Origin of the sequence: Paracoccus aestuariivivens (assembly GCF_009711225.1) — a bacterium.
GTDB lineage: Bacteria > Pseudomonadota > Alphaproteobacteria > Rhodobacterales > Rhodobacteraceae > Paracoccus > Paracoccus aestuariivivens.
The window spans coordinates 176,910-201,755 of sequence record NZ_WMIE01000007.1; the positions used below are offsets into that span (position 1 = coordinate 176,910).

General features: G+C 62.1%; 28 protein-coding genes, 1 tRNA gene and 1 pseudogene. 12 read left to right on the plus strand and 18 right to left on the minus strand.

The genetic code is table 11. From position 1 onward, the window contains the following. Window positions 1-9: 9 nt before the first annotated feature. Window positions 10-789, minus strand: coding sequence for a division plane positioning ATPase MipZ (locus GL286_RS13340; RefSeq protein WP_155096057.1), 780 nt, complete (start codon window positions 787-789; stop codon window positions 10-12). A 263-nt stretch (window positions 790-1,052) separates the two neighbouring features. Here GL286_RS13340 and GL286_RS13345 point away from each other — a divergent pair, with 263 nt between their 5' ends. Continuing rightward, complete coding sequence (locus GL286_RS13345; protein WP_155096058.1) at window positions 1,053-1,301, plus strand: hypothetical protein; 249 nt, start codon at window positions 1,053-1,055, stop codon at window positions 1,299-1,301. Further along, entirely contained in the window at window positions 1,298-1,525 is a 228-nt protein-coding gene (locus GL286_RS13350) for a hypothetical protein (protein WP_155096059.1), read from the plus strand. Before GL286_RS13345 ends, GL286_RS13350 begins: the two co-directional genes overlap by 4 nt. A gap of 140 nt (window positions 1,526-1,665) precedes the next feature. On the opposite strand, the gene rpmE is transcribed toward GL286_RS13350, so the two are convergent. From rpmE to GL286_RS13400, 10 genes are all read right to left on the minus strand, one after another. Next, window positions 1,666-1,887: a 50S ribosomal protein L31 gene (gene rpmE, locus GL286_RS13355; protein WP_155096060.1), complete on the minus strand. Its 222-nt coding sequence runs from the start codon at window positions 1,885-1,887 to the stop codon at window positions 1,666-1,668. An 11-nt stretch (window positions 1,888-1,898) separates the two neighbouring features. Further along, window positions 1,899-2,279, minus strand: coding sequence for a 50S ribosomal protein L19 (gene rplS, locus GL286_RS13360; protein WP_155096061.1), 381 nt, complete (start codon window positions 2,277-2,279; stop codon window positions 1,899-1,901). Continuing rightward, window positions 2,276-3,151 (minus strand): tRNA (guanosine(37)-N1)-methyltransferase TrmD, encoded by an 876-nt coding sequence (gene trmD, locus GL286_RS13365; protein WP_155096062.1) that lies wholly within the window; start codon window positions 3,149-3,151, stop codon window positions 2,276-2,278. Before trmD ends, rplS begins: the two co-directional genes overlap by 4 nt. Beyond that, the gene (locus GL286_RS13370; protein ID WP_155096063.1) at window positions 3,148-3,483 is read right to left on the minus strand and encodes a hypothetical protein; all 336 of its coding nucleotides are present in this window, start codon (window positions 3,481-3,483) and stop codon (window positions 3,148-3,150) included. The genes trmD and GL286_RS13370 overlap by 4 nt, the downstream gene beginning before the upstream one ends. Then, the gene (rimM, locus tag GL286_RS13375) at window positions 3,480-4,004 is read right to left on the minus strand and encodes a ribosome maturation factor RimM (protein ID WP_155096064.1); all 525 of its coding nucleotides are present in this window, start codon (window positions 4,002-4,004) and stop codon (window positions 3,480-3,482) included. Before rimM ends, GL286_RS13370 begins: the two co-directional genes overlap by 4 nt. Window positions 4,005-4,010: 6 nt before the next feature. Continuing rightward, window positions 4,011-4,373 (minus strand): 30S ribosomal protein S16, encoded by a 363-nt coding sequence (rpsP, locus tag GL286_RS13380; protein ID WP_155096065.1) that lies wholly within the window; start codon window positions 4,371-4,373, stop codon window positions 4,011-4,013. Between the two features lie 48 nt (window positions 4,374-4,421). Continuing rightward, window positions 4,422-4,718: a chorismate mutase gene (locus GL286_RS13385; RefSeq protein WP_155096066.1), complete on the minus strand. Its 297-nt coding sequence runs from the start codon at window positions 4,716-4,718 to the stop codon at window positions 4,422-4,424. A 75-nt stretch (window positions 4,719-4,793) separates the two neighbouring features. Then, complete coding sequence (locus GL286_RS13390) at window positions 4,794-5,327, minus strand: GNAT family N-acetyltransferase (protein WP_155096067.1); 534 nt, start codon at window positions 5,325-5,327, stop codon at window positions 4,794-4,796. After that, a complete protein-coding gene (gene ffh / locus GL286_RS13395) occupies window positions 5,327-6,823 on the minus strand; it encodes a signal recognition particle protein (RefSeq protein WP_155096068.1) in 1,497 nt (498 codons plus the stop codon). The genes GL286_RS13390 and ffh overlap by 1 nt, the downstream gene beginning before the upstream one ends. 208 nt (window positions 6,824-7,031) lie before the next feature. Beyond that, entirely contained in the window at window positions 7,032-7,619 is a 588-nt protein-coding gene (locus GL286_RS13400) for an FMN-dependent NADH-azoreductase (protein ID WP_155096069.1), read from the minus strand. A 96-nt stretch (window positions 7,620-7,715) separates the two neighbouring features. Between GL286_RS13400 and GL286_RS13405 the strand changes: the two genes are divergently transcribed. The 4 genes from GL286_RS13405 to GL286_RS13420 all read left to right on the plus strand — a co-directional run bounded on the left by GL286_RS13405 (window position 7,716) and on the right by GL286_RS13420 (window position 11,267). Then, complete coding sequence (locus tag GL286_RS13405) at window positions 7,716-8,561, plus strand: LysR family transcriptional regulator (RefSeq protein WP_155096070.1); 846 nt, start codon at window positions 7,716-7,718, stop codon at window positions 8,559-8,561. A gap of 59 nt (window positions 8,562-8,620) precedes the next feature. Beyond that, window positions 8,621-9,514, plus strand: coding sequence for a DMT family transporter (locus GL286_RS13410; RefSeq protein WP_155096071.1), 894 nt, complete (start codon window positions 8,621-8,623; stop codon window positions 9,512-9,514). Between the two features lie 142 nt (window positions 9,515-9,656). Next, window positions 9,657-10,550, plus strand: coding sequence for an alpha/beta hydrolase (locus tag GL286_RS13415; protein WP_155096072.1), 894 nt, complete (start codon window positions 9,657-9,659; stop codon window positions 10,548-10,550). A gap of 108 nt (window positions 10,551-10,658) precedes the next feature. Next, a complete protein-coding gene (locus GL286_RS13420) occupies window positions 10,659-11,267 on the plus strand; it encodes a sulfotransferase family protein (protein WP_155096073.1) in 609 nt (202 codons plus the stop codon). On the opposite strand, the gene GL286_RS13425 is transcribed toward GL286_RS13420, so the two are convergent. Beyond that, window positions 11,252-11,707: a type II toxin-antitoxin system RatA family toxin gene (locus tag GL286_RS13425; protein ID WP_155096074.1), complete on the minus strand. Its 456-nt coding sequence runs from the start codon at window positions 11,705-11,707 to the stop codon at window positions 11,252-11,254. The genes GL286_RS13420 and GL286_RS13425 overlap by 16 nt on opposite strands. A gap of 56 nt (window positions 11,708-11,763) precedes the next feature. Here GL286_RS13425 and GL286_RS13430 point away from each other — a divergent pair, with 56 nt between their 5' ends. Then, a complete protein-coding gene (locus GL286_RS13430; protein WP_155096075.1) occupies window positions 11,764-11,952 on the plus strand; it encodes a hypothetical protein in 189 nt (62 codons plus the stop codon). A 6-nt stretch (window positions 11,953-11,958) separates the two neighbouring features. Here GL286_RS13430 and ypfJ read toward each other — a convergent pair whose 3' ends face one another. Further along, on the minus strand, window positions 11,959-12,801 hold the full coding sequence (gene ypfJ / locus GL286_RS13435) for a KPN_02809 family neutral zinc metallopeptidase (protein ID WP_155096076.1): 843 nt from the start codon (window positions 12,799-12,801) through the stop codon (window positions 11,959-11,961). A 130-nt stretch (window positions 12,802-12,931) separates the two neighbouring features. Between ypfJ and GL286_RS13440 the strand changes: the two genes are divergently transcribed. The 4 genes from GL286_RS13440 to GL286_RS13455 all read left to right on the plus strand — a co-directional run bounded on the left by GL286_RS13440 (window position 12,932) and on the right by GL286_RS13455 (window position 18,052). Beyond that, window positions 12,932-13,528, plus strand: a complete 597-nt coding sequence (locus GL286_RS13440; RefSeq protein ID WP_155096077.1) for a DedA family protein — start codon at window positions 12,932-12,934, stop codon at window positions 13,526-13,528. 52 nt (window positions 13,529-13,580) lie between these two features. Then, window positions 13,581-14,075: a disulfide bond formation protein B gene (locus GL286_RS13445; RefSeq protein WP_155096078.1), complete on the plus strand. Its 495-nt coding sequence runs from the start codon at window positions 13,581-13,583 to the stop codon at window positions 14,073-14,075. Window positions 14,076-14,223: 148 nt separating this feature from the next. After that, window positions 14,224-16,902: a DNA gyrase subunit A gene (gene gyrA / locus GL286_RS13450; protein WP_155096100.1), complete on the plus strand. Its 2,679-nt coding sequence runs from the start codon at window positions 14,224-14,226 to the stop codon at window positions 16,900-16,902. A 76-nt stretch (window positions 16,903-16,978) separates the two neighbouring features. Beyond that, entirely contained in the window at window positions 16,979-18,052 is a 1,074-nt protein-coding gene (locus tag GL286_RS13455; RefSeq protein ID WP_155096079.1) for an AI-2E family transporter, read from the plus strand. A 6-nt stretch (window positions 18,053-18,058) separates the two neighbouring features. On the opposite strand, the gene GL286_RS13460 is transcribed toward GL286_RS13455, so the two are convergent. From GL286_RS13460 to GL286_RS13470, 3 genes are all read right to left on the minus strand, one after another. Next, the gene (locus tag GL286_RS13460) at window positions 18,059-20,575 is read right to left on the minus strand and encodes a DUF3772 domain-containing protein (RefSeq protein ID WP_155096080.1); all 2,517 of its coding nucleotides are present in this window, start codon (window positions 20,573-20,575) and stop codon (window positions 18,059-18,061) included. An 8-nt stretch (window positions 20,576-20,583) separates the two neighbouring features. Continuing rightward, window positions 20,584-21,615, minus strand: coding sequence for a cysteine synthase A (locus GL286_RS13465; protein WP_155096081.1), 1,032 nt, complete (start codon window positions 21,613-21,615; stop codon window positions 20,584-20,586). Between the two features lie 86 nt (window positions 21,616-21,701). Continuing rightward, a complete protein-coding gene (locus GL286_RS13470) occupies window positions 21,702-22,769 on the minus strand; it encodes an NUDIX domain-containing protein (RefSeq protein ID WP_155096082.1) in 1,068 nt (355 codons plus the stop codon). Window positions 22,770-22,920: 151 nt separating this feature from the next. Between GL286_RS13470 and GL286_RS13475 the strand changes: the two genes are divergently transcribed. Further along, window positions 22,921-23,010, plus strand: a tRNA-Ser gene (locus GL286_RS13475). Between the two features lie 255 nt (window positions 23,011-23,265). On the opposite strand, the gene GL286_RS13480 is transcribed toward GL286_RS13475, so the two are convergent. Beyond that, entirely contained in the window at window positions 23,266-23,895 is a 630-nt protein-coding gene (locus tag GL286_RS13480; RefSeq protein ID WP_155096083.1) for a 5'-methylthioadenosine/S-adenosylhomocysteine nucleosidase, read from the minus strand. 457 nt (window positions 23,896-24,352) lie between these two features. Further along, window positions 24,353-24,703 (minus strand): annotated as a pseudogene (locus GL286_RS13485) (integrase core domain-containing protein); the annotation flags it as partial. Between the last annotated feature and the right edge of the window lie 143 nt (window positions 24,704-24,846).

Below are 24,846 nucleotides of genomic sequence, written 5' to 3' on the forward strand. Positions count from 1 at the left end.
GGCTCCCGCCTAGAACGTTACGGAAACTCCGGGTAGGCGCAATTCCGCGATCAGGTCGCGCAGTTCCTGTCGGGCTGCGATATTCGACATGCTCAGCTGTTCGGTTCCGATATCCTTGAGGTCCAGCAAGGTCAGGCCACGCGGGAACAATTCGCGGAATATCACCCTTTCCGAAAAACCGGGCGCGACGCGGAAGCCGATGCGCTTAGACAAGGTATCCAATGCTCCGCCGACTTTGCGTTTGTTATGCATCTGCTGCGTTCCAAGGCGATTGCGCAGCACCAGCCAGTCGATCGCGCCCGCTCCGGCCTGGCCGCGCAATTGCCGCGCACTCCAGACCATTTCGGCGTAGATTGAGGGGCCAAGGATTTTTCCGTCCGGAGACAGCCGCGCGAGCAGGTCGAAGTCGATGAAACTGTCATTCATCGGCGTGATCAGCGTGTCGGCCAGACTATGGGCCAGCTGGCTTAGCCGGGTATGCGATCCGGGGCAGTCCAGTAGGATGAAGTCGCAATCCGGCTCAAGTTCCGAGACCGCGCGGGACAATGGGTCGATCCCGTCGCTTTCGGCACTCAGATGACCAAGTAAAGGCGTCGGCAGGTCCAGCCCTTCGCTTCTGACAAAATATGCGCGATTTTCCAGATAACGGCCAAAACTGCGCTGGCGGACGTCCAGATCCAACGCCCCAACGCGGTGCCCCATCCGGGCCAACGCCGTCGCTACATGCATCGAGGTGGTGGATTTACCCGAGCCACCCTTCTCATTTCCGACGACGATGATATGCGCCATTTAGCCCCCTCAGAAACCATGTTTCCGGATCAGGACAATAGGCAGCGCCGCAGGTCTTGAAAAGCGCCGTGCTGCCACGAATCACCGCGACTGCGGCATAAGAGGAACAACCCTGACGCGCAGGCAGACTCCTATAAGGCGATGATGTCACCGATTATTTTATCACGATTAATTTGATAGATATTTATCTTGCAAAACACGACAGAGCATGTCGTAATAAAGGTGCCAGAACAGGCGTCAGGCCATCGCAACAGGAGCCAAAGATGTCGATGCTGAACCATCTGTCGGCTTTCGCCGAAAACGCCTTCCGGGCCGCCGTGCCCGGCCAATCCCGCTATGCGGTTTCGCTGATCGACCGCTGTTCGGGCAAACCCCACATGATCTCGGGCGTTCCGCTGGTCGTGCTGACCACGACGCCGCATGAAACATCGGTCGATCTGATGCGCAACCGCGATCCCCGACGCTGGGACACCTTTATCGAACGCATGAACAGCAAGGGAGCGTACCAATGATCCGTTTCAGCCTGCCCGTGAATCTTCCCTCCCCTGCCCCGTTGCGTGGTTTCGCCACGATTGCACTGTCGGCGTATCAAAGCGCGCAAGGTCCGGTCCTGCGGACATATCGCGATGGGCGCGTGGTGATCGATACCGGTCGAGGGCATATGACCGGCAGGCCCTTGGGTGCGGCGCAATCCACGTCCGCGATCTGGTCACCGCTTTTCGTCGGCATGATCTAGATCACCCGGGGGCCTGACATTTCCCCCAAGCCAAACCGGACGTCACCTTTTCTGGCCCGCCCACCGCCGGAAAATCCGCCCGGAAACAAGAAACGCCGCCCCTAGGGGCGGCGTTTCCGTTTCTGCGCTTAGCGTAGGACTTAGAAGCCCAGACCAGCGTATTTGTTTTTGAACTTCGACACGCGGCCGCCAGCGTCCATCAGTTTGGCCGAGCCGCCGGTCCATGCCGGGTGCGAGGTCGGGTCGATATCCAGCGACATGGTGTCGCCTTCTTTGCCCCAGGTCGAACGAACCTGATAGACCGTACCGTCGGTCATCTTGACGTCGATGACGTGGTAGTCGGGGTGAATTTCTGCTTTCATGGCGCGTCTCCTCAGGCCTGAGCGTCGGCTTTGGGCTTGTAGTTGGTGACCTCGGCGATACGTGCCGATTTACCGCGACGATCACGCAGGTAGTACAGCTTGGCGCGACGGACGCGGCCACGACGCACGACGGTGATCGAGTCGATGTTGGTCGAATACAGCGGGAAAACGCGCTCGACGCCTTCGCCGAACGAGATCTTGCGCACGGTGAAGGAAGCGCCAATGCCGCCGCCCTTGCGCGAGATCACAACGCCTTCATACATCTGGACGCGCGAACGCGTGCCTTCGGTAACTTTGTAGCCGACACGGATGGTGTCGCCGGATTTGAAATCCGGGATTTCTTTGCCGAGCGCAGCGATCTGCTCGGCTTCGAGTTGGGCGATCAGGTTCATCGCTTTTGATCCTCTGGTTGCTCACGGTAAGCCCGCGATTGGTCTGATGCGCCCGAGAGCTGTCGGTCCTTTGTCGGGTCCATATGAGTGTCCTCATATGCCCGCCACAGGTCGGGGCGGCGTTCCTTTGTCAGCCTTTCGGCCATGTCCCTTCTCCAACTGGCAATAGCCGCGTGATTGCCGGACAGTAGAACTTCCGGGATCGCGCGGCCTTCCCATTGGGCGGGCTTCGTGTACTGAGGGTGCTCAAGAAGACCGTCGGAAAAGGATTCCTCGGCCAGTGAGTCCTGATTCCCCAGCACGCGCGGTATAAGGCGAACCGTCGCGTCGATCAAGACCTGTGCGGCAAGTTCGCCGCCGGTCAGGACATAATCGCCAATACTGATCTCTTCTACGTTATGGGCGTCCAGAACGCGCTGGTCGACGCCCTCGAAACGGCCGCAGATCAGGGTCATGCCGGGGCCGTTCGCCAATTCTCGGGCGCGTTCCTGCGTAAAGGGCTTTCCGCGCGGCGAAAGATAGATCACCGGCAGGTCGCTGCCCGCTTCGCGCAAAGCAGCGTCCATGACATCGGCACGGATCACCATGCCAGCACCGCCACCTGCGGGCGTATCGTCGACATTGCGGTGCTTGCCGATTCCGAAGGGGCGCAGATCGGTGGTGCGCAGGTTCCACAGCCCTTCGGCCAGCGCGCGACCGGTCAGCGACAGGCCCAGAATGCCGGGGAACGCCTCGGGGAATAGGGTCACGATCTGCGCGGTCCACGCACCGCGCACCTGCGGCTCAGCCATCAGGTCACGCGGCTGCATGCTGGGTTTGATCGACAGGCGACCATGCGATTTCGAACCGCCTGCTTTGGATTCGTCGGTCATGCGTCGCGGAATTTCAGAAGGTTCGCGGCGGCGGCGATCAAGGCTCCGGCAATCGCACAGCCGACCGGAGCGGCAGGGGCGATCGCCATGGGCGCAGCAAGCCCGCCCAGATACCACATTCCCAGCACGATCAGGCCACAAAGCAGGATGCCCTGCGCCATGATGCGCGGATTGGGCGAGATATTGCGCCCCGCCAGCATCGGGATCGACCCCGCCAGCAGGACCGGCGCGAACAGATATGCGTTCGGGTTGTCACTGCCGCTCAGGCCCTGCAGCAGCGGGCCGACGAGCATCAGCGCGAAACCGGCGATCAAAAGGGCGATACGGATCATTCCAGCGGTTCTCCGTCGTCGTCATCCTCGTCGGGCGGGTCGGCAATGATGCGACCTGCCGCGATGTCCACGGTCGGAACAAAGGCGCGGGTAAAGGGAAGCATCAGCGTCTGCTTGCGACCCGGCCCGAAAATCTCAAGAATATCGCCCGCGCCATGGTCATAGACCGCGCGGACCTTGCCGATCAGCACGCCGCCCGCATCATAGACGGACAGGCCGATCAGATCGGTGTGGTAGAATTCGTCATCCGGCAGCGAAGGAAGCTTGTCGCGGTCGGCCCAAAGCGTCACGCCTTTGAGCGCCTCGGCATCCTCGCGTGTCCCGACGCCCGAAAGCCGGGCGCCAAGTCCGCCCGTCACCGGCCGCGTCAGGCGGACGGTGAACGAGCGTTTGCCATCCTCGGACCAGAGCGGACCGTAATTGGCGATATCATTGGGTTCGGAGGTGAAGCTTTTCAGCCGCACCTCGCCCCGGACACCAAAGGCGCCCGCGATAGCGCCGACACAGATCCGCTCGGCCATGGGGGATTATTCCGAAGCGGCTTCGGTTGCAGCGGCGGCGCGAGCGGCTTTTTTCTCGGCGCGCTCTTTGGCGGCTTTGCCCGGCTCACCTTTTTTCAGGTTCTTGCGCTCGGTTTTCGGGGTCACGCCAGCAGCTTCCAGGAAGCGGGCAACGCGGTCGGTCGGCTGGGCGCCTTGGCCGATCCAGTACTGGACGCGCTCGACGTCCATCTTGATGCGGTCTTCGGAATCTTTGGCCAGCAGCGGGTTGTAGGTGCCCAGTTTCTCAAGGAAACGGCCATCGCGCGGCATGCGCGAGTCGGTCGCGACGATTGCGTAGTGCGGGCGTTTCTTCGAGCCACCACGGGCGAGGCGGATTTTCATAGCCATTGCGTTTTCTCCTTTGAAATGGCGGGGTTGGCGGGGGTTAACCCGCCTTTACTTCTGGAAGTTCTCGTGATGCCGGATGACTTCCGAGATCACGAAATTCAGGAATTTGCGCGCGAATTCCGGGTCGAGATCGGCCTCGCGCGCGAGGCGTTCCAACCGCTCGATCTGCTGCGCCTCGCGGGCGGGATCGGACGGAGGAAGTTCGTGTTCGGCCTTGAGGCGGCCGACGGATTGGGTGTGCTTGAAGCGCTCGGCCAGCGTATAGACCAAGATCGCGTCCAGCCGGTCGATGCTGGAGCGGTGTTCTTTCAACAGGGTCGCGGCGCGGGCCGTGGCTTCACTCATTCAGATCTCCGGGCTGGGTGCACAGGCTGTACACCGGGCGTACACAGAGCGTGCACAGAAGGTCGTCCATCATCATCACGCCGTCCCCATCGGGTGGCGGAAGATGGTGCAGGTCGTGCCGCGGATGACCGTTTCGCGTTCCGCGACCGCACCCAGACGCTCGGCCAGACGGCGCGAGCGCAGATTTTCGGGCGCGACAAGCGAGATCAGCGGGCCAAGACCCATCACGCCATGGGCATGGGCACGCGCGGCCAAGGCGGCCTCATAGGCGATGCCCCGCCCCTCGAAACCCTCATACAGATGCCAGCCCAGTTCCGGCTCGGGCCAGTCGATGTGATGGCCGATTCCGGTGCGACCGGCAACGATGCCGGTGGCCTTGTCCTCGATCATCCACCAGCCATAGCCACGGATGATCCAGTGCCCGATCATCGAGTTGAGCGAGGTCCAGCTTTTCCATTCCGGCATCGGTCCGCCGACATGGCGCGAGCGCTCGGACAGGCCAAAGGCCGTGATGGCTTCGAGATCCGAGAACCTCGGCGCGCGCAGGATCAGGCGATCGGTCTCGATCACCGGAACATCCACGCTGAGGGTCTGGACCTTGTGGCTCATCACTTCTTACCGAACAGCCCCGACAACCCGCCGGGCAGGTTCAGACCGCCAAGCTGGCCGCCCAGACCCTTGGGGTCCTGCAGCATCTTGGTGGCTTCCGCCATTTGCGCCGGATCGACATTGGCCATGTCGGGAAGCCCGCCGCCTTTGCCGCCCATCGCGCGCATGGCTTGCTTGAGCATGCCGCCCTTGCCCATCTTGCCCAGCTTCTTCATCGTGTCGGCCATCTGCTTCTGCATCTTCAGCAGCTTGTTCAGTTCCGACACTTCCATGCCCGCACCGACGGCGATGCGCTTCTTGCGGCTCGCTTGCAGGATGTCGGGATTGGCGCGCTCTTTCTTGGTCATCGAGTTGATCAGCGCAATCTGGCGCTTGATCGCCTTGTCGTCGAAACCAGCGGCCTCTGCCTGCTTGGCCATTTTGCCCATGCCCGGCATCATGCCCATGATGGACTGCATGCCGCCCATCTTCATCATCTGCTCAAGCTGGTTGCGAAGGTCGTTCATGTTGAACATGCCCTTCTGGAAGCGCTTCATCATGCGCTCGGCCTGTTCGACCTCGAGCACTTCCTGCGCTTTCTCGACCAGCGCGACGATGTCGCCCATGCCAAGGATGCGGCCCGCGACGCGATGCGCGTCAAAGACCTCGATCGCGTCCATCTTTTCGCCAAGGCCGACGAAGCGGATCGGTTTGCCGGTGACAGCGCGCATCGACAGCGCCGCGCCGCCACGGCCATCGCCGTCCATACGGGTCAGAACGACGCCCGAGATGCCGACCTTGCCGTCGAACTCGGTCGCGACGTTCACCGCGTCCTGACCGGTCAGACCATCGACGACCAGCAGCGTCTCGCGCGGTTGGGCGACGTCACGGACGGCCTGAACCTCGTCCATCAGGACCTGGTCGATATGCAGACGACCGGCGGTGTCCAGCATATAGACATCGTAGCCGCCCAGCGTCGCCTGTTGCTTGGCGCGCTTGGCGATCTGCACGGCATTCTCGCCCGGCACGATCGGCAGGGTATCGACGCCGATCTGCTGGCCAAGAATCGCCAGCTGCTGCATTGCGGCCGGACGCTGGGTGTCCAGCGAGGCCATCAACACGCGCTTTTTCTCGCGATCGGCCAAACGTTTCGCCAGCTTGGCGGTCGTCGTCGTCTTACCCGAGCCCTGCAGACCGACCATCAGGATCGGCGCGGGCGGGTTGTCGATGCGCAGCGCGTCGGGCGCATCCTCGCCCTGAAGGACCTTGATCAGCTCGTCATGGACGATCTTGACGACCTGCTGGCCGGGGGTGATCGACTTTGTGACCGCCGCGCCGGTGGCCTTGGTGGTGACGGCTTTCACAAAGCTGCGGGCGACGGGCAGCGAAACGTCGGCTTCGAGCAGGGCCACGCGCACTTCGCGCATGGCGGCGGCGACGTCATCCTCGCTTAGCGCACCCTGCTTGGTCAGCCGGTCGAATACGCCGCCAAGACGGTCGGACAGATTTTCAAACATCGGCGGCCCTCCGTAGATCGGTTTCCGTTCGCCCCGAAAACAGGGGCATGATAAGCAGTAACGCCCCCGTGGGCGCAACGCGCTGACGGGGGGCGATCCCCGCGCCTTGCGGGGACCGGAAGGGCAGTCCTTCCGGGAGTTGGGTGTCCAGATACGAAAAAACGGCCCCCGAGTCAACGAAGGCCGTTTCCATCAGCAAATGCCGCGATCAGGCGGCGATCCTGTCCAGCGCTTCATCGGCGCGGGCCAGACCGGCGTCACGGTCGAAGGCAAGGCCGTCAGCCGGAACGAATTCGACATCGGTGATACCGAGGAAGCCCAGAATGTGGCGCAGATAGCCTGAAGCAAAGTCGAGTTCCGAACCGAAGGGCGTGCCAGCGGCGGTATAGGCGATGATGGCGCGCTTGCCTTTCAGCAGACCCTCGGGGCCTTCGGCGGTGTAGCGGAAACTCAGCCCAGCGCGGGCGATCTGGTCGAACCAGTTCTTCAGCTGCGCGGTCAGGGTGAAGTTGTAGATCGGCAGGCCGATCACCAGCACGTCTGCGGCCTGCACCTCGTTGAGGTAGGCGTTCGAGATGTCGATCAGGGCCTGCTGCTCGGCCGTCGGGTTCTCCGGCGACAGGCGGACGGCGTGGAACCAGTCATTGTCGATCGCGGGCACGCCTTTGGCGAGGTCGCGATAGGTGACAGCGGCGTCAGGTTGATCGGCGGTCAGTTTCGCGACGATCTTGGCGGTCAGTTGACGCGAGACCGAGGCATCGCCGGTAATCGCGCTATCGATATGGAGGATGTTCATGTCGGTCTCCTGAAATCTAGTTGCAGAAAGGAATTAGGTCTTTGCTCAAATGAACAAAAGACAGATATTCGCGCAGCAACTGTGCATAGGCGCACAATGGAAAATCAAAGCTGGGACGATATCCGCGCCGCATTGGCCGTCGCACGCAGCGGCACGGTCAGCGGCGCGGCGCAGGAACTGGATGTGCATCATGCGACGGTCATTCGCCGTATCGACGCGCTGGAGGCAAGGCTGGGTGCCAGGCTGTTCCAGCGCCATGCCCGCGGCTACACCCTGACCGAAGCGGGGCGATTGCTGCTGGATGCGGCATCTGCCGCCGAGGCGCGCTTTGCCCAGATGGCGGCCCGCATCGCCGGAACCGGCGACCGGATCGAGGGCGAGGTGACGGTCACATCGCTGCTGGGTCTGGCCGATCTGGTCATGCCGCGGCTGATCGGGCTGATGCGCCAGCATCCGGGGCTGCGGCTGGGCTATACCACCGACCCGCGCCTGTTCCGGCTGGACGCGGGAGAGGCCCATGTCGCGATCCGCGCAGGCACCCGCCCTACCGAAGCCGATTATGTCGTCAGCCCGTGGTTGAAGCTACCGGCCAAGCTATATGCTTCCGCCGAATATCTGTCGCGGCACGGGCCTGTCACCGAGCTTTCGGCGCATCGATTCGTCCTTGCCGGATCGGAATCGCGCCCCGCTCCGCATATGCGCTGGCTGGCCGAGCGCCTGCCCGCCGCCTGCATCGTCATGGTCAGCAATGACAGCGCAGCAAGGGTCGCGGCGGTACAGGCCGGACTGGGGCTGGGCTGGATGCTGCCCGGCGAGGTCGGCGATCTGATCGAGGTCATGTCCCTGCCGGAATGGGATTCGCAGCTATGGCTGGTCAGCCATGTCGATCTGCACCGCACTCCGAAGGTGCAGGCCGTGCTGAAGGCGCTTCGGGGCAGCTAGAGGGCCTTGTATCCCCCCGGCTTTTGCGGATGCTCGCGCTTCGTTCGGAAGGGGGACCGATGGAGCGGATCGAGTCACTGCGCGGCCATGCCGCGATGCTGTTGTTTTCGGTGCTGATCGCGGGCTCGTTCTCGTTGGGGGCGCGTGCCGCGAACCTGATCGATCCGACGGCCATTTCCGCGGCGCGCTTTGCCATTGCCGCCGGAGCCATCGCGGGTCTGGCCATGGCAGGGCCGGGAATCCAGCGCGATGCATTGTTGCGCGCACCGTGGCGCTACCTGCTGCTGGGCGGGCTGTTCGCGGCCTATTTTGTGCTGATGTTCGAGGGGCTCAAGACCGCCCTGCCCGTCTCGGCTGCCGCTGTTTTCACCCTGACGCCGGTCATGTCGGCCGGATTCGGCTGGTTGCTGTTGCGCCAACACCTGACCGGACGATTGGCCGTGGCGCTGGCGCTTGGCGCGGCAGGATCGCTTTGGGTGATCTTTCGCGGCGATCTTGCCGCCCTGTCGCGGCTGGATTTCGGGCGCGGCGAGGCGATCTATCTGCTGGGCTGCGTCGCCCATGCGCTTTACACGCCTTTGGTGCGCCGCCTGAACCGAGGCGAAACCCCGTTGATCTCGACTTTGGGGACGTTGATCGCTGGCTCGGTAATTCTGGGCATATGGGGCTGGCGCGCGATCATCGAGACCGACTGGGCGCATCTGCCCGCGCTGGTCTGGATCACGCTGATCTATGTTGCGATCTGCGCGAGCGCGATCACCACCCTGCTGGTGCAATACGCCACGATGCGCCTGCCGTCCGCCAAGGTGATGGCCTATACCTACCTTACACCGGCATGGGTGCTGCTGCTGGAATCCGCGCTGACCGGACAGGCCCCCGCCCCGATCATGCTGCCCGGATTTGCCGTGACCATCGTCGCGCTGCTGCTACTGCTGCAGGACCAGCGTCACTGAACCCGTGCCCTTCGCGCGGCAGGATTGTCACATTGAACGGCATGGTACGGCCATTGCAGGGTGCGACACGCTGGGACATTTGAGCATCGGGAAAACAATGCTAGCCTTGGTTATCCAAAGAAACTGAGGGACAGCGAAGACCATGTTCACCCGCCGCAGCGCATTGGCCTTTCTGGCCGGAGCGATCGCCGCACCCGCGTTGGCAAGCCCCGGTAAGTCTCCGCAATTCGTGGAGATGGCCTATTCGTCGAACTCGCCCCGCAACAAGATGGACATCCACCTACCTGCGGGGCGCGGACCGTTTCCGGTCCTGCTGGATATTCACGGCGGAGGCTTTCTGACCGGCGACAAGCGTGACCTGTCCCTGCCCCAGCAGGTTCTTGATCGCGGAATCGCAATCGTCCGGATGAATTACCGGCTGTCGAATCAGGCCCGCTGGCCCGCTCCGCATGAGGATGTACTTGCTGCGGCGGCTTTTTTGCAGAAACACGGCGCGGAGCTTGAGCTTCGCCCAGACCAGATCGCGTTGAGCGGACGCTCGGCGGGGGCGTTTCTGGCGGTTTCCGCAGCATTGAGCATGGTGCAGCAAGGCACTCCGCCTGCCGCCGTCGTGAACTTTTACGGCCCGATGGATTTCGGCAGCATGGATCAGGACATGGCGAAGCTGGGCCTGACCACGCGCCGCCCGCCCGCGGATTCCCCCGAAAGCGTCGAATCGCTGCTGGTCGGTTACGCCGTCGGCGACCGCCGGCAAGAAGCGACCGCCATGGGGCCGGTCGGGCGATTGAACGTCATGGCTCAAGGCGTCAGACTGCCACCCTTGATGATCCGCCACGGCATGGTCGACAATATCGTTGCCGCCCAGCAGGCCGAACACCTGCGCACGGCGTGGCAGAACGTCGATCCCCATTCCGAAATCGACTTCGCCCTGCTGCCCGACGAGGGGCACGGAACCGCAGCTTTCGGCGGCGACAAGGTTCTGGGCGATCTGGCCGCGTTCCTTGCCCGAAATTTACGCATCAAGGCGGATGGCTGATCCGGCCTTGCGGATGGCCATTTAGGCCCCTCCGGTGCCAGCACCCCCAACGCTTGCGGCCCCGTCTGGCGGTGGCTATGCATCGGTTCGGGTTACCAACGGATTTTCATGCTGATTTTCATCGAACCTCGCATCGTCCTGCATTCGATTCCCAAGACCGGCACCACCGCGCTTGAAGCCGTCCTGTCGGAGCAGGCCGAGATCTCGTTCCGGTCGCGCCCCGAGATCAAGCACCTGAACCACCGGCAATATCTGAACCGTATTAAGCCGCTTCTGACCCCCATCGGCGGCGCGCCGTTCGAAAGCGTCGCGGTGATCCGCGAGCCGCTGGACTGGCTGCGCAGCTGGTACCGTTTCCGCACGAGGGCAGAGATCATCGGCCGCCCGAACAGCACTGTCATGGTCAGCTTCGACCGCTTCTTGCACGAATACCTGTCCAGCGGCAGACGCCAGCCTTACGCGCAGGTGGGTCGCCAGTCGAACTTCCTGCTGGATAACGACGGCAAGCCCGCGGTCGATTATGTCTTCCGTTACGAAGCGATGCCCGCGCTGGTCGCGTTCCTGTCGGCGCGGCTGAAAATGCCCATCGAACTGCCACGCAGCAACGTGTCGCCCGATGCCGTGACCGAATTGTCGCCCGAGGTCGAGGCCATGGCCCGCGAGGCGCTGGCCGAGGAATACGCAATCTGGGAAAGCGCGCTTCAGGCCGCGCCGTAAAGCACCTTGGCACGTTCCTCGAAGGCACGGACAATGCGGACCATCGCCTCGTGGAAGACGACGCCGATCACCTTGCCAAGGATCGCGTTGCGGAATTCGAAATCGACGAAGAACTCGACCTTGCAGCCGCCTTCGGGCAGATCGGCAAAGTTCCAGCCGCTTTTGAGATATTTGAACGGGCCGTCCAGATATTCGGTATCGATATGACGCCGTTCCGGCCAAAGCGTGACCCGACTGCCGAAACGCTCGCGGAAGACCTTGAAGCTGATGACCAGATCGGCCTCGATGACTTCGCTGCCGTCCGGACCGGATTTGCGCGACCGGATGCGGGCCGCGCTGTTCCAAGGCAGGAATTGCGGGTAGCTTTCAACATCGGCAACCAGTGCGTACATCTGGTCGGCGGTATAGGGCAGGATGCGGCTGTCGCTGTGATGAGGCAAGAGATTGTCCCGGAGACTGTTCCGTTTCGGGCAGCACTTAGCAGGGGAATAGACGAATGAACAACCTTGTCTGGCTGATCCGTGCGTCACGTTGGGCGCGCAATCCCCCCAGCGCCAAACGGGTCAGGCTGATTTTCGGCATCATCGCCATCTGCCTTGTCATCGTCGGCATCGAGTGGATGGGCTGGTGGCCGGACTGGGCGCAGATGGACCGCCCGCGCGGTATCCATCTGCAAAGGCCCTGATCCGGATTACATCCCGACTTCCTTGAAGGTGTTGCACTCGGCCAGCTGACCGGTCGAGAAGCCGCGCTTGAACCACGCCATGCGGTCCTGCGCCGAGCCATGGGTGAAGGATTCAGGCCGCACGGCGCGTCCGGCATCCTTCATCAGCGTGTCATCGCCCACGGCGGCAGCGGCGTTGATAGCTTCCTCGATATCGCCGTCCTCGATGGTGCCGAACTGGTCGCTGGCCTGACGGCCCCAGATTCCGGCGAAGCAATCGGCCTGCAACTCGGTCAGGACCGAGATGCGGTTGGCAGTCACTTCGTCGGTTTGCTGGCGCAGTTTCATCGTCTCGCCAAGGATGCCGGTCAGGTTCTGGACATGGTGGCCGACCTCATGCGCGATGACATAGGCAAAGGCGAAATCGCCGCCCGCGCCCATCTTCTGCTGCATGATCTTGAAGAAATCGGTGTCCAGATAAAGCTTCTGGTCGTTGGGGCAATAGAACGGCCCCATCGCCGCCGAGGCCCCGCCGCAGGCCGATTGCACCGCCCCCGAGAACAGCACCATCTGCGGGTTGGTGTACTGAATGCCCGTCTGCTCGGACAGGACGCGGCCCCAGACCTCTTCGGTATCGGCCAGCACGACCGAGGCGAACTGGCCCAGTTCCTGTTCTTCGGCGGTCAACTCGCGCTGCTCGGTGGATTGCTGACCCTGAAACGAGCTCATGATCGGTGAGATGTCGATGCCGAAGAAATATCCGACCGCCAGAACACAGAGCACCCCGATGATGCCGATGCCGCCCGCGCTAGCACCCATTCCCCTGCGATCGTCGACATTCTGGCTTTCCCGTCTGCCACGCCAAAGCATGAGTATTCCCTCCTGACCGAAGCAAGACACGATCAGGCTAACCGAAACGTGTCATTCCGCAATAGTTGTGAAGGGTTGACAGAATTGCATGCGCCCTTCAGCAAACCCCGTATATAGGCTGGAGTAACGCATGTTCGACTGGGTGGTTTCGACGATCAACGGCTGGGGCAACCTGGGCGTGTTTCTTTTGATGGTGGCCGAAAACGTCTTCCCGCCTATCCCCTCTGAAATCATTATGCCTTTGGCCGGATTTCTGGCCGGCCGCGGCGAAATGTCGCTTGGCAGCGTAATTCTGTTCGGAACCGTCGGATCGGTGATCGGAACGACGATGTGGTACTATGTCGGCATGTGGATCGGCGAGGCCCGCCTGAAGCGTTTCGCAGCCAAGCACGGGCGGCTTCTGACGCTGTCGCCTTCGGATGTGGACATGGCGCGGGAATGGTTCGACCGGCATGGCGGGGCCGCCGTTTTTGCCGGACGGATGCTGCCGACGATCCGGACGCTGATCTCGGTTCCGGCCGGTCTGTCGCGGATGCCGATGTGGAAGTTCCTGATCTATACGACGCTGGGCAGCGTGATCTGGATCGGCGCTTTGGCCGTGGCGGGGCTGGTCCTGCACGAAAATTACGAGCTGGTCGCGGAATGGGTCGACCCCCTGTCCAAGCTGGTCATTCTGGTCGTGGTCGTGGTCTATCTGTACCGCGTCATCCGCTGGAAACCGCATTGAGTTCACGCAATTGGCACTTGCCCGCCACCTGATGCGGGCCTAACGGGGCGACATGTTCGAGTTCACGCATAAACAGATCGGAATGCTGGCAGGGGCCGGATCGGCCGCGCTGCTGGCTGCCGCTTTCGTCTTCCAGAGCATCGGCTACGCGCCTTGCGAGCTGTGCATCATGCAACGCTGGCCGCATCTGGCCGCTGCGGTGATCGGTGGGTTGATGGCGGTTCTTGGCTGGAAGCGTTGGCTGGCGCTGCTGGGGCTGGTTGCCGCGGCCACCGCCTTGGGTCTTGCCACCTATCACGCGGGTGTCGAGATGAAGCTGTGGCTGGGTCCGCAACATTGCTCGGGCGGGGTCAGCGGTCTGGCTTCCATGTCTACGCAGGATCTGCTGTCTGCGCTGGAAAAGGCTCCGGTCGTTCGTTGCGACGAGGTTAGCTGGAAGCTGTTCGGCATTTCCATGGCCGGTTGGAACGCGATCTGTTCGGCCGTGCTGACGGCATTCTGGGCCGCCTGCGCGCGTGGGCGCAGAAGGGTCGTGGGCACCGCCTGATCCGGCCTTTTCCCCAGCGAAAGATTGCACCCTTGGCTGGTATCGGATAGACCCGTCATCAACAAAATGTTGAGGCGATCCAGTGTCCGATACCCCAGATCACGACGATGACGACACCAACGAAAACGGCGCCCCCGAACGCGCCGTGATGCATCACGACGGCCCGGTGATCGACATCGCGAGCGAGATGCGCTCGTCCTACCTCGACTATGCCATGTCGGTCATCGTCAGCCGCGCGATCCCCGATCTGCGCGACGGACTGAAGCCGGTGCACCGGCGCATCCTGTTTGCGATGCACGAGACCGGCAACACGCATGACAAGCCCTATCGCAAATCGGCCCGTCCGGTCGGCGATGTCATGGGTAAGTACCACCCGCATGGCGACGCCGCGATCTATGACGCGCTGGTGCGAATGGCGCAGGACTTTTCCATGTCCCTGCCGCTGCTGGACGGTCAGGGCAACTTCGGCTCGATGGACGGCGATAGCGCCGCTGCCATGCGTTACACCGAAGTGCGGATGGATAAGCCCTCGGCCTATCTGCTCATGGATATCGACAAGGAAACAGTCGAGTTTCAGGACAACTATGATGGCAAGGACCGCGAGCCGACCGTTCTTCCGGCGCGCTATCCGAACATGCTGGTCAATGGCGCGGGCGGCATCGCCGTCGGCATGGCCACGAACATCCCGCCGCATAACCTTGGCGAGGTGATCGACGCCACGCTTGAGCTGATCGCGAACCCGGACCTTCCGACCGAGCGTCTGCTGGAAATCATCCCCGGCCCGGACTTCCCGACCGGCGGCATCATCTTGGGCCGCTCGGGGGCGCGTAAAGCCTATCTGGAAGGTCGCGGCAGCGTCATCCTGCGCGCCAAGACCCGGATCGAGGAAGGCCGCAACGGTCGCCAGCTGATCGTGCTGGACGAGATCCCCTATCAGGTGAACAAGGCCACCCTGATCGAGAAAATCGCCGAGCTTGCCAAGGAAAAGCGCATCGAGGGCATTGCCCATGTGCAGGACGAATCCGACCGCATCGGCGTCCGCGTGGTGGTCGAACTCAAGCGCGACGCCACCGCCGAGGTGGTGCTGAACCAACTGTTCCGCTTCACCCAGATGCAGACCAGCTTCGGCTGCAACATGCTGGCGCTGAACGGCGGTCGCCCCGAGCAATTGGCTTTGCGCGATTTCCTGACCTACTTCATCAGCTTCCGCGAAGAAGTGGTCGCCCGCCGCACGGCGTTTGAGCTACGCAAAGCGCGTGAGCGCGCCCATGTGCTGTGCGGTCTGGCCGTGGCAGTGTCGAATGTCGATGAGGTCGTGGCGACCATCCGGTCCTCGGCTGACGCTGCCGAGGCGCGCGAACGCCTGATGTCGCGCCGTTGGCCCGCCCATGACATTGTCGAATATCTGAAGCTGATCGACGATCCGCTGCATCCGGTCAATGAGGACGGCACCTACAACCTGTCCGAGACGCAGGCCCGCGCCATTCTTGAACTGCGCCTGCAGCGCCTGACCCAACTGGGCGTGCAGGAAGTCACTGACGAACTGAAGAAGCTTGCCGACTCGATCCGCGAATTCCTGACCATCCTCGCCTCGCGCGATCGGATCATGGAGATCATCTCGGGTGAATTGCGCGAAGTTCGCGACCAATTCGCCGTGCCGCGTCGCACCGAAATCACCGACTGGGCCGGTGACATGGACGATGAAGACCTGATCGAGCGCGAGGACATGGTCGTGACCATCACCTCGGGCGGCTATATCAAGCGCACGGCTCTGGCCGAATTCCGCAGCCAGCGCCGTGGCGGCAAGGGTCTCGCCAGCATGGCGACCAAGGAAGACGACGTGGTCACCACGCTGTTTGTCGCCAATACCCATACGGAACTGCTGTTCTTCACCACCGACGGCATGGTCTACCGGCTGAAAACATGGCGTCTGCCTTTGGGCGGACGCACGGCCAAGGGCAAGGCCATGGTCAATATCCTGCCGATCCAGCAGGGCGTCTCCATCGCGGCGCTGATGCCGGTCGATGCGCCCGAGAAGGATTGGGACGATTATCAGGTCGTCTTCGCCACCTCGGAAGGTGACGTGCGCCGCAATGCCCTGTCCGATTTCACCAATGTGAAATCGAACGGCAAGATCGCCATGAAACTGCCCGAAGGGGTGGAACTGATCGGCGTGCGCATGGCGACCGAGAATGACGATGTGATGCTGGTCACGGCCTCGGGCCGCGCGATCCGCTTCCCGACCACCGATGTGCGCGTCTTCAAGGGGCGCGACTCCACCGGCGTGCGCGGCATCCGTCTGGCCGAGGGCAGCCGCGTCGTCAGCATGTCGGTGATCCGCCATTTCGAGGCCGATCCCGCCGAGCGCGCCGCCTATCTGAAAATGCGCCGCGCCGTGGCCGGTGCGCTGGATGACGGCGCCGAGGCAGACGAGGACGAGGAAAACGTCGTCGAAGGCAGCATCACGCAGGAACGCTATGCCGAGATGTCGGCGGCCGAGGATCTGATCCTGACCATCACCGCCAATGGTGCGGGCAAGATCAGCTCGAGCCACGACTATCCGGTGCGCGGGCGCGGCGGTCAGGGCGTCATGGCGATGGACAAGGCGATGCGCGGCGGCGAACTGGTCGCGAGCTTCCCCGTCGAAGGCGACGACCAGATCATGCTGGCGACCTCGACCGGGCAATCGATCCGCGTGCCTGTCGATGGCATCAGCTTCCGGTCGCGTTCGGCTGGCGGTGTACGGGTCTTCAACACGGCAACCGGCGAATCCGTTGTTTCTGTTGCCCGTATCGCCGAGAGCGGCGAGGATGAGGCAGACGCCTGAGCAAAATGCCGGGGCATAACTCGCGCCCCGGCGCTCACATCAGGGCGCACGAAGCAAGTGAAGCCGGGGTGACGCATTGAATTCACGAGAATCGCAGCTGAGCGAAAGGCTGCAAACGGGGTTTCTGGGCGTCATCGCCTTCGGGCTGATCTTGTTCCTGCTGACGCAAGCGCGGTTCATGCTGATCTGCCTTGCCTTCGCCATCATCATTTTCTCGCTGACCAGCGACGCCATTTCCGCCTTCGCAAGACTGAAAGTGCCCAATTGGCTGGCAACCACGCTGGCGCTGATCGCGATTGCCGTGGGGTTGCTTTGGGCCGCGACTACAGTTGTCTCGCAGGTAAACGAGGTCGTCTCGACCTCGATCCTTTATGCCGACAGGGCGCAGGCCGCGTTATCCAGCCTGAGCCAGCGCTGGGGGCCCAAGGTCCAGGAATCCATCTCGACCTTCCTTGGCAGCATGGACTTTGCCGGATGGCTGCGAACGGCTGCTAGTCAGGCCTCGAACCTGATTTCGGGATCGGTGCTGATCCTGACCTTTGTCGGCTTCATGTTCAGCGAACGGATCTGGTTTCCGATCAAGATCGAGCGGTTGACGGGCAATCAGGCACGCGCCGACAATGTCTTGCGCATCATCTACAGCATCATGCGGCGGGTGAACCGCTATCTGGTCGTCAAGGCGGCGATCAGCGCAGTGACGGCGGCGCTGATCTGGGTGATCTTCCGCGCCACATCGCTGGAACTGGCCGGAGCGATGGCGACACTGACCTTCATCCTGAATTTCATCCCAACCATCGGCTCGATCATCGCGACGGTCATCGCCATCGTCGTGGTTCTGGCCCAGACCGGAGACCCGACCATCACCATCGTGATCGGCGGAGCCTGCACGGCGGTCCATTTCCTGATCGGCAATATTTTCGATCCGGTCCTGCTGGGACAGACGCTGCGACTGTCATCCTTTGGCATCGTGCTGTCGCTGGCATTCTGGGGCGCGATCTGGGGTATCGCAGGGACATTCCTGGCCGTGCCGATCATGGTCGCCGTGATGATCGTCTGTAATCACATCCCTTGGCTCAGGCCCGTCGCGATCATGCTATCCCATGAGGGCCTGCCCGAAGAAGAGCCGCACGGCCTGAAACCGCGCGGCTGATTTCCGTCAACCGCGGCCGTTGCCGTCCCCGTCTCCGTCGCCATCCGCGTCGTTGTCATATTCGGGCGCTTCGTCCCGATGCAGCCGCTTCGGCACCAGTGCATCGTCCTGTCGGGCAATTGCCGCACCGGAATGCTCGGGTCTGGCCAGATCTCCGTCCCGCAAATGTCCGGCGATCCGGCTGATCGCCTCGGGGTTGCGCAAACGGATATCGCGCTGCGCGAAGGGAATCTCGATCCCTGCCTCGGCAAAACGCTGCGCGATCTGGTGGTTGATTTCGGATGTCACTCCGATCCCGCCATTGATGTCGGACAACACGGCGCGGATTTCGAAATTCATGGCGTCGGGACCAAAGCCGCGGAACAGCACCGCCGGAGGCGGGTTGACCAGAACGGTCGGCTGGTCCTCGGCGATTTCCATCAGGATGCGGGTGACCAGACGGGTATCGGTGCCATAGGACACGCCGATCGGCACGATAATGCGGCCCTGCAAACTGCTGCGGGTCCAGTTCGTCACCTGCTGTGTGATCAGATCCGAGTTCGGCACGATCACATCCGTGCGGTCGAAGGTCTGGATCTGGGTCGAACGCACCGACATCTTCTTGACGACGCCCTGCTTGGTCCCGACCTCGATCCAGTCGCCGACGGCAATGGGGCGCTCGACCAGCAGGATGATGCCCGACACGAAGTTCGACACCACCTGCTGCATGCCGAAACCGATACCGACCGACAGCGCACCGGCGACGAAGGCCAGCGATGACAGGTCGATCCCCGCCGAGGTGATCGCCAGCACCGTCGCCAGTGCCATCCCCGCATAGCCCATCATCGAAACAACAGCCGTCTGCCCGCCCGTGTCCAGTTTGGTCTTGGGCAGGATCGAGGTCCGGAACGCGCCCTGCACGAAGCGGGTCAGCGAATAGCCGACCGCAAAGGTGATGATGAAGGTCAGGATGCCCATCGGCGACAGGCTGACACCGCCGAAGCTGAAGCCGTGTTCGATCCGCGTCCACGCCTCGGCCAGATCGCTGGTGCGTGCGCCCCAGATCAGCGCGAATACCGGCAAGGACAGAAGGATCAGGCCAAAGCTGACGATCACCGGCATCAGATCGTCGCGGGCGAATTCCTCGCCGCCCTTCGCCATCGTGTACAGGTCGGTGATGAAGTCCTGCAGGACGATCAACAGCCCGACCAAAGCCAGAGTCAGCACCGTCGCCCAAAGGATCGCGTTGCCCGCCGTGACATAGCCCAATGCTGCCAGAACCGGCGACGCCAGCGCGATCAGCCGACCAAGCGTGGCCAGAAACGAGACGACCCGCGTGCGGTAATCCGGCTGGCCGCTGGTCTCGTCCGGACGGATGCGGCGCAGCACGTTGCAAAGCTGGAACAGGAAAAACGCGCCCAGCAGGATGATCAGGAAATGCCAGACGCCGGCGGAAGCCTCGGTCAGGCGTTCGGGCACGGTCGAGACGTCGCTTTGCGAATGGAACCCCGAAAGCGGTAGGACCGTGCGCGAGAACATCTGGTGGATCGCCGTCGCCAGTGTCAGCATGGTCGCGCGGAACTCGGCCTTGCGCCGCTGTTCCTCTTGCATCGGCAAGGGCATCGAGGCGGCAGTGCCCGTCGCAGGGAAAATGCGGCGGACCAGCCAGAAGCCGACAAAGAACACCATGCTGGCGCCCAGCAACGAGCGCAGCATCGGACCGCCCCATTGCCCGAACAGATCAGTCGCGATCAGCGCCGCGATTCCCAGAACCAGCCCGATATAGGGAATGGCGATCTGCAGCAGCGACACCGCAAAGATCAATGCGGCACGCGAGCGTTGGCTGGCGCGGGCCGACAGGCGCGACGGCAGGGAATCGACCCATTGCCGGCCGCGCCACAGCAGCAACACCGCAGCCAGAAGGAAGCCGATTGTAACGGCCACGCGCTGGACACGGTCGACGCCCGTGCCAAGTTCGCTCCAGCGGCTTCTGACCTCGTTATAGATGTGGACGCCGACCTGCCCCGCCTCGGTCAGCGCAGGCCCCCAATTCGCCGGATTCAGCGGTGTCGGAGTCCTGCGGATCAAGGCGTAGGTCTGGCGCTGGCGCACCTCCTGATCGAGTTGCTGGATGATGCCGTCGGCACGGCCGTAAGCCTCGACCGCCTTCAGCCCCGGCGCCTGCAATTCGGACAGTTGGTCGTTCAGCTCCTTGCGGCGCGCGGCAACGTCATCGCTTTCGGACTGCCCCTCGGCCGGAGGCTGTCCCAGCGCCGAAATCTGGTCCTTCAGCGTCGCGATGCGGGTCGAGTTCGTGCCCTGCGCCGCCTTGAAGCTGTCGCGCCATTTGACGACATCTTCCCGGATCGCCTGCAAGCGCGCGTCGTTCGCGTCACCCGATTCCAGAACCTGCTCGGTCTGCTCGGCGATCTTGGCCCATGTTTCATAGTTCGGCTGATCCGGTTCCTGCGCAAAAGCAGGAGCCGAAAGCAGCAGCGAAATCGAGACAAGTAGAGTCGCGATCAATGAGGTCAGTCGTAGCATACGGTCAGTCAGTCCTCGAACACTTCCGGCAGGCCAAGGGGCTTGCGTACCAGCCATTTCGGCACGGGCAGGCCCTTGGCGCGCAGGAACTCGGGGTTGAACAATTTGGTCTGGTAACGCGTGCCGTAGTCACACAGCACCGTCACGATCGTGTGGCCCGGCCCCATGTCCTTGGCCATGCGGATCGCTCCCGCAATATTGATGCCCGACGAGCCGCCAAGGCACAGCCCTTCGTATTCCAGCAGGTCGAACACCACCGGCAGCGCCTCGGAATCCGGAATGCGGTACGAGAAATCCGGCGTGAAACCTTCGAGGTTCGCGGTGATGCGGCCCTGACCGATGCCTTCGGTAATCGAGGAACCGGGGCTTTCGAACACGCCTTCGGTGTAGAAACTGTGCAGCGCGGCGCCCTCGGGGTCGGCCAAGGCGATCTTCACGCCCTTGGGCTGCAGGGCCATCGCCACGCCAGCCAGGGTTCCGCCCGAGCCGACAGCGCAGACAAAGCCATCAACCTTGCCGCCAGTCTGCTCCCAGATCTCGGGGCCGGTGGTTTCGACATGGGCCTGACGGTTCGCCACGTTGTCGAACTGGTTCGCCCAGATCGCGCCATTGGGTTCGGTCTTGGCCAATTGTTCGGCCAGACGGCCCGAATAACGGACATAGTTGTTGGGGTTCTTGTATGGCGCGGCAGGAACCTCGACCAGTTCGGCACCTGCCAAGCGCAGCATGTCCTTTTTCTCTTGGCTCTGGGTTTCCGGAATCACGATGACCGAGCGGAAGCCCATCGACGAGCCGACCAGTGCCAGCCCGATGCCGGTATTGCCCGCGGTCCCCTCGACAATGGTGCCGCCGGGCTTGAGTTCGCCACGCGCCACCGCGTCCTTGATGATATACAGCGCCGCGCGATCCTTGACCGACTGGCCGGGGTTCATGAACTCTGCCTTGCCCAGAATCTCGCAGCCGGTTTCTTCAGACGCACGATTCAAGCGGATCAAGGGGGTATTGCCGATGGCAGAGGCAAGGTCGGGGCAGATGCGCATGGCGGGCCTTTCGCGAAATGATCGCCTTTGGTCTACACGGGGCCACCGGATGGCGGCAACCCCGCGAGGGCGTGCGGCGTGTGTGATCAAGCCGTCGGACTGTCGTCCAGTTCCGCGCGGATCCGGTCGATATTCAGTTCGAACCATAGCGCCAAGGTCAGCAAAGGTCCGTTCCGCAACTCTCCGGCCAGTGCAATGCGGGTCAGTTCTGAACGCGCGACCACATGCGAGCGGATATCCTCGTCCTCGATCTCAAGGCCACCAAACCCCGCCGCGTCGTCCGGCAGATCGGCAATTCCGATAAAAAGATACAGATATTCCGCCAGCATACCCGGACTCGGGTAGTTCTGTGGTCCCGGTATCAGGCGCGAGATCGCCAATCCGGCCTCTTCGATCCCCTCGCGCAACGCTGCCTGTTCGGGCGTTTCACCAGCATCGACCCGTCCCGCGACGGTTTCATAAAGCCACGGCTGTGCATCGCCCCGCGCGACCGGTCCGGCGCGGAACTGGTCGATCAGCATGACCCTATCGCGCACCGGATCCCAGGGCAGTACCACGGTCGCATCGCCCGAGACGAATACCGCCCGCCGCATATCAGGCGACCAGTCACCGCGATGCCGGCGCTGGTGCAGCACATGCGATTCGACCGAGAAATAATCGCCATAGGGCTCGTCCCACGCGGCATGGCGCACGCGATCGTCTCCCGAAGGCCCAAGTTTCGGCAAATGGCGAGTCTCGGCCTCGGCCCGCATCCGCGAGGCGATCCAGCCCGCGATCATCGGCAGTCTGGGTCGGATGGCCTCGGGGGGCTTGTCCCTCAACCGGTCCAGAACCCAATCCGCCATGGCTGCCGCCAATTCCGGCTGCCAGGCGCCGTGACCAAGGTCATCGTCCAGACCCAGCACATCGCGCCCGTCAATATCGCGAGGCGTCAGGCCAAAAATACGCGCGTAACGTCGAAGTTCGTCGGTCCAAGGGCTGTCCCATGCGGGGATATGCCCCTCGCCCGGGATAAGACCCGGAAAACCGGCCAGTTTAAGACCGGCCATCGCGCCGCCTTGTAACTTGCCGTTCAACGGCGCAGCCTTAACCGCTTCCGGAGCCAGCCGCATACGCAGCAGCGGATGGGCCAGCGCCCCGATCAGAAGCGGCATTCGGGAATCGCTCCAAGGATGTGAAACAGTCGAAAATCCAATGTCATCAGCCACCTGTCAGAAAAAAGTTAAACTTTCGCATTTTTTCGCCCGAAGGCACTTGCGCTTCAACCCCGCTCCGTCTAAATCCGCGCCACCACCCAAGAAGCGCGGAGAGGTGCCGGAGTGGTCGAACGGGGCGGTCTCGAAAACCGTTGAGCCTGCAAGGGTTCCGTGGGTTCGAATCCCACCCTCTCCGCCACTTGGCTTGGGCAAGGTGGTTTGCTAATTCGGCTTGGACCGGATTCTTACTTCCTATCAACCAGCAACTAAAGCAGTTGGAACAAACCTCAGGCCATTCATTTCGGTCGGTCATTCAGCTTGGCTATGGCTAAGTAATCGAGAACGAAAGCACGGCTGTAAAAAGTGGTGCGATCCGCATCACTCCGGGCGACATCGGGGCGCGATCCCAAAACCCCGCGCTGTGCATCGTTCAGCCTCGTGCCAAGTCGTAACGTCAGAATGTCAGTTTTTCGCCCCTGATCGCATTCCCCAATGCATCGACTGCCGCTGCCAACCGTTCATCGATCACATGCAGGTATTGCGTCCAATCGGAAAGGTGCTGCAGTTCCTCGGCTCCATCCGAGATTCCGCGCAATCCGATCAATGGAATACCAAAACGCTGAGCCGCGCGAAGGTGCGCGAAGGTTTCCATATCGACCATGTCTTCGGCGATCTGGTCGTAAGCTGCTCCGCTGACGATATTCGCTCCGGTCGAGAGGCTTGCCGTCGGCAGGCCGGGGATGCAATGCGGCAGCTGGATCAGGGCGGGCAGTTCAAGAAACGGGGTGCAGCCTCGATCGAATCCCAACGCCGACGCGTCCATGTCACGATAAGCCACCGCCGAGACCTGATAGACCTGCGTCTGCTCGAGCAAGCGCGATCCGGCCGATCCCAACGAGACAATCAGCCGTGGTCGCTGCTGCATCGCCGCCAAGGCGGCGGCAAGCGTGACCGCGCTTTCAACCGGCCCCACTCCGGTGACGAGCGGCGTAATACGGGCGCGCAACGACGGCCCATACTCAGCCTCGACAGCCATCACGAAAAGGACCGGCACACCGGCTATCAGGTTTGGTGTCAGGGTCATGCTACCTCGCGTATGATCAGGCAGAGGTCGCATGCAGGGAACCGTCAGGTCAAGGCATGGGAACTTGGCATGGCAACGCCGAGGCGAGATTTAGTTCCAAGCCGCCTAGTTGCTAGTCGCGGTTCTGCACAAACCTTGAAATCTCATCAGATACATCCCGCGCTACCTGTGCCAGCGTTCTGCGCCTGCCAATGGGCATCTAGATTAACGGTTTTGCTGGCGCGGTCTGACCCGAACCGTTGGCAGGCTTTCATGTGCAGTAGTTTGCTGGCGAGCATACTGGCGCAGATTGCTAGACCAGTATTTGGCAAGTTCAGGTCGTCGACGTGTTCCAGGGCGACGCTGTCGATTACCTAATCCGGTGAAGTCCATACAACTTCTATGGTGTCTGTCATCGAAAGATTTGGAACAGGTGGCCTGATTTTGAACAAGAGAGTTCTGGCGCACCGGTTTGTGATTATGCCGCCTGACGCTGATGGTTCAAGCGACGGTTCTGGATGGTCGCTTTTCTGATCTTCTCCCTTTCTGCCATGATTTCGGGGCCACGCCCGAAATAGACATCTGCCGGGGTCAAGTTGCCGAGGCTCTCGTGATAGCGGTGGTTGTTGTAATACTCGACAAAGGCGGCGATCGTCTTTTCGAGCTGACCCGGAAGGTAATAGTTCTCCAGCAGGATCCGGTTCTTCAGGGTTTGGTGCCAGCGCTCGGTCTTGCCTTGGGTCTGAGGATGTCCGGGCGCGCCATGGACCTGTTCGACGCCCCTTTCTTCAAGCCAGTCGGCCAGATCCCCCGCGATATAGGCCCCGCCTCATTCTTCGTCAGCCTGTTGATTTCCACCCAGAACTGAGCCGGAAAGTCGCCTAATTTTCACTGAGAATTGAGCCATGTGAACCTTCCCCCATAGCGGTGAGCGACGGGGCAACGGAGTGATCCGCATGGGACTTTTCGCCA